This is a genomic window from Vibrio sp. 14N.309.X.WAT.E.F5, assembly GCF_030397615.1.
GTDB lineage: Bacteria > Pseudomonadota > Gammaproteobacteria > Enterobacterales > Vibrionaceae > Vibrio > Vibrio lentus.
Window position 1 is genome coordinate 1 of record NZ_JAPNXR010000040.1, and the last position, 2,095, is coordinate 2,095.

The 2,095-nt window shown below is 40.2% G+C and carries 1 protein-coding gene; it reads left to right on the top strand.

Annotation, left to right across the window (positions count from 1 at the left end):
• Positions 1-1,299: 1,299 nt before the first annotated feature.
• Positions 1,300-1,695 carry a DUF2391 family protein gene (locus OW495_RS22985; protein WP_017079303.1) on the top strand — a complete coding sequence of 132 codons (396 nt, stop codon included), beginning with the start codon at positions 1,300-1,302 and terminating at the stop codon, positions 1,693-1,695.
• Positions 1,696-2,095 lie beyond the last annotated feature (400 nt).

A 2,095-nucleotide genomic window follows, 5' to 3' on the forward strand; every position in this document is an offset into this window, starting at 1 on the left:
CGGCCTGTCACGCCGGGGGTCGCGGGTTCGAGTCCCGTCCACTCCGCCACTTATTTAGAAGCCTCGCTAGAAATAGCGGGGCTTTTTTACATCTAAATAATTATATTTTTCCCCTTCGATCGACGAGTCCCGCAAAGGATCTGCCCGAAGTTCACAACTACGAACGTTTCACCAGTTATCAGAAAGCCTAGTCTTACGTCGTTTCAAATATCATATTTAGTATTAGACCGGCTAGTTCCGAAAAAGGTTTTCCAGCAATTCAATCACTGTTCAAAACGCTTTTTTAGAAATAGTGAGGCTTTCTACATTTTGAAAATGGGCCTAGCTCATCGAGCGGCCATGCAATCTCGGTCATTTCAGCCCCCTCTCATAAAATCAGCCTTTGCAGACTAAGCTTGCTCTTTACTTGGATAAGGTTTCTCAGTGCGACCTATAATCCCAATAGCTTGCAATGCCTCATATCTAGATACTTTTTAGAGAAGCTCTGTTATCAATAATTAGGCTTTCTTACGATTTTAATCGAGAATGACTTAGATATATTTCAACTACCTACATCATTAGCTACTTAACTTGTTAAGGCATCGTAGTCGAAAGTGGGGAGTTATACGTATTTGTCCCTTGGTAAATCATGTCGGACGACTCGTCTACAGTTTCCCCTAACTGTCTAGCGCTATATGAGATCTGTTGATAGAGGGAATGCCCAGTTTCGTTTGGGTTGTGCCATCATGACTTCAGTTAGTTTGTGAGTATTACTCTTTAATATTGGCAATGTGCTTGCCTACGAACTCGACTATCCTTTCGGTCGGAATTCTTTGATGAAGATAAGGCTCTCGCTATGCATTAGAAACCTTTTTAGAGCGTGGTAGAGCTTGTCTGTATTAATTAACGACTCCTAGCATGCATTAACCCTAAAGTCATTTGAAGCGTATTTGAGCGCCTTGTTAATGGGCTTAATAAAGGCTACCAATTCCAGACATAGTATTTAAGTGACTAGCAATGTGTTGGTCTGCAGTTAATGATTAGAATAGCTGAGGTTTGAAATGACATGTTCGATCAATTAAATAGATAGAACATCTCCCATCTCCTGGCTTGGAGGATGAATCGATACACGCCTTTGCCAGTGAGTTATTTGATTTATTGCTTACTAGTTTAAATTGTGTGTTGGTAAAAACGACTAGTATAAGGTTACGCAAAGTTATCTTTGTTAGTTGATAGCCCAAATTACTCAAGCTCATGAACTGATAGCTTTGGGATTGGTTCGACAAATCGATTGCGCCCTAAAGCCTTAAAGGTAGATCTATGAAATTAAGCTTTAATTTTGAAGATGCCAGCCAGATCTTTGTAGGATCTTTTGCTTTGGCTGTGCCGATTTCTTTTTCAGAAGAAGCCTGGAAGTTAGGGGAGACTTTACCTACAGCTAACTTGCTGTTGTTGTTTCTATTGTCTGCTGTATTCCTTGGCTTTTACACGTATGAGAGTGTATTTCAAAAAGATATTGTCGCTCGATTGCCGGTGTTTATTTTCAGAATTGTTATTGCTTATGTGATGACTGCATTGGTTGTTGCTTTGGTGCTGACTTGTTTGGACAAGCTGCCTTTATTAAGCGATCCAATTGTATCTATCAAAAGGGTTATCGTTATTTCCATGCCAGCGTCTATGGGAGCTATCGTGGTGGATAGTTTCGATAAAGAGTGAGTTGTATGTTACTTCAATTTAAGCGGCCAACAGGGCCTTTCTAGAGCTTAGTTGATTCTTTATTAAGTTGTCTTGTTTCCATACTTAGTCATTGATTTTTTTCAGCCGAGCTCTTCATCAATGACATAAATGGTAAGTATGTTATGAGTGACTCTTATTTAAATGTGTCGCTGTTGCTAGGTTAGGGATTCAAAGCGAATTAAAGAGTGAAGCTTGGTAGTTTTGGAAGAATATGAAACTGTTAGTTACTGAATCGAAAGGGAATTAGAGAGGTGAAGGTACTGCATGGGGAAATTCGGATCCTTAAATGCAAAAAGGCCGCATCAATGATGCGGCCTTTTCTAATTGGCTCCCCTTGCAAGACTTGAACTTGCGACATACGGATTAACAGTCCGCCGTT

Coding starts and splice junctions, on each gene's coding strand:
- OW495_RS22985 (WP_017079303.1), top strand. CDS start 1,300: ATGAAATTAAGCTTTAATTTTGAAGATGCCAGCCAGATCTTTGTAGGA.